This is a genomic window from Blautia sp. TF10-30 (genome assembly GCF_003481245.1).
In the GTDB taxonomy this organism is placed as follows: domain Bacteria; phylum Bacillota; class Clostridia; order Lachnospirales; family Lachnospiraceae; genus Fusicatenibacter; species Fusicatenibacter saccharivorans.
Genome location: NZ_QUKM01000033.1, coordinates 1 through 2,030, shown reverse-complemented (window position 1 = coordinate 2,030; position 2,030 = coordinate 1). Strand labels below are relative to the sequence as shown.

1 protein-coding gene and 1 pseudogene are annotated in these 2,030 nt (G+C 36.6%); both read right to left on the bottom strand.

Annotated features, from left to right (window positions below):
• Positions 1-187 precede the first annotated feature (187 nt).
• Complete coding sequence (locus DXD02_RS15240) at positions 188-1,342, bottom strand: RNA-guided endonuclease InsQ/TnpB family protein (protein WP_118667094.1); 1,155 nt, start codon at positions 1,340-1,342, stop codon at positions 188-190.
• Positions 1,281-1,937 (bottom strand): annotated as a pseudogene (locus tag DXD02_RS15235) (IS607 family transposase). Before DXD02_RS15235 ends, DXD02_RS15240 begins: the two are co-directional and overlap by 62 nt.
• Between the last annotated feature and the right edge of the window lie 93 nt (positions 1,938-2,030).

Here is a 2,030-nt window from a genome sequence, read left to right as displayed (position 1 = left end):
CCTGCCACTCAAAATGTGATTAAATATACTTATCACATCGAGATAATGTAAGTTCTCACGAATCTTACTTACTGCTTCAGTGTGTATACTTTTGATTGACCGAAATCATATCTACTCGTAGGTCCATGTACACTCCACAGTCGTTAATTCCCGAAATAGCCTTCGGTACATACTTACATTTGCTTCCTTATGCAATCTTGTAAGTTTTTACGTCCCTCAGATTCAGTGCCGCATTGAAATCCCTGTCTTCGACATAGCCACAATGACATCGAAATGTTCTATCGGAAAGTTTTAAATCTTTCTTGATCGTTCCACAACAATGGCAGATTTTTGATGATGGATACCATCTGTCTGCAACCCGAAGTTCAATGCCATTTTCTTTGCTTTTCGCCTTCAGTTTTATTCTGAATTCGTAAAACTTCTGCGAAGCAACTGCTCTTGAAAGATGTTTGTTCTTCATCATCCCCGATACATTTAAGTCTTCAATCGTTATATACGATGGTTTGGTTTTTACGATCTCTGCGATTGTCTTATTGATGTAATCCGTACGGATATTGTCTATTTTATGATGAAGTTTTTGTACCTTAAGTTTTTGTTTTTGTATATTCGCTCTTTGAGTGGACTCTCCTTTCTTTAGATTTTCATACTTTCGGGAGAGACATCTCTGTTCCCGAACGAGTCGTTTTTCTAATTTCTTTAATCTTGCTGATTTGTTGATATTCTTATAGGTCTTACCATTTGAAACAATGGCAAAATCCTTTAGCCCCAGGTCGATGCCGATTCCTTCGTTAGAAGGATCAGCAGTTTTGTTGTCAGGAATTTCTATAAGAGCCGAAACATAATATCTGCCCGCTTTCATGGAAACATGCCCGCTTTTTATGGTATATCCTTCTTTCGTCGTAGGAATGTATCCTTTTTCTTTGATGCGAACCCATCCAAGCGACGGGATGTTAACTCTGTGTCTCTCGCAGCGACAATCTTTCGGATTATTCTTTACGAAATACATCTTCACATCAGATCTGCCTTTCTTTTTGAACTTAGGAAAAGCACTTTCATGATCGAAGAATTTTTTAAATGCAGTTTGTCCATGATTTACCGCCTGGGTCACTGCTTTTGAGTATGCTTCCTTAATCCATAAATATTCTGGATGTTGTGGAAGATATTCATGATTCAGCCAGACTCTGAATTTACTGCTGCTCATGAATTTTTCGCCATTTTGATAAAGTTCTTTGTTATGGGCCAGATAGAAATTGTAAATAAATCTACAAGTTCCTATTGTTTTATGAATCCTGACTTTCTGCTCTTCTGTCGGATGGATTTCCGTCTTGAAGCTCTTTAGCAATTTCCTCGTCCCTCTCTATTTGTTTTTTATACTTACGAAGTCCATACAATCTGCAGGAGAACACATGAAGTATGGAAACAATGTCCTGTACAAGTTCTTCCTGTGGTGATAATTCTTCATTGTTTACCACCACGATCGTTGTATTGTATTTCATACAGAATTTTTCAAACCAATCATAACCGAATCGGATAAATCTGTCTTTGTGGGTTATGATGATCGTTTTTACTTTCTGTTCCATTACTTCATCTAATAATTTATTCCACTTTTTGCGGTTGTAATTAAGACCACTTCCATACTCTTCGATACATTGGTCTACAATGATTCCCCTGGCATTACAAAACTGTCGCAAAAATGCGACCTGGTTTTGCAAATCGTCTTTTTGATTTTTTGTAGATACTCTGGCATAAATAACTGCCTGACGTTTATCATTTTCGATATTTATGCCTTTGAATTGAAGATATTGGTCATACGTATAATAACGCCTGTCGGTCGGAGTTCAATTTGCTTTTAAAATTCCTTCTCTGTCCCAACGCTGTAACGTTTTAACAGATATCCCTAACAGTTCAGCAAAATCTTTCGGCTTGTAGTTTGTGATATTTGATGTGTTCATAATATGATTCTCCTTTTACATATTTAAACACGTTATATCACATTTGACAATATATTTAGTTACTTATATTTTCCTCCT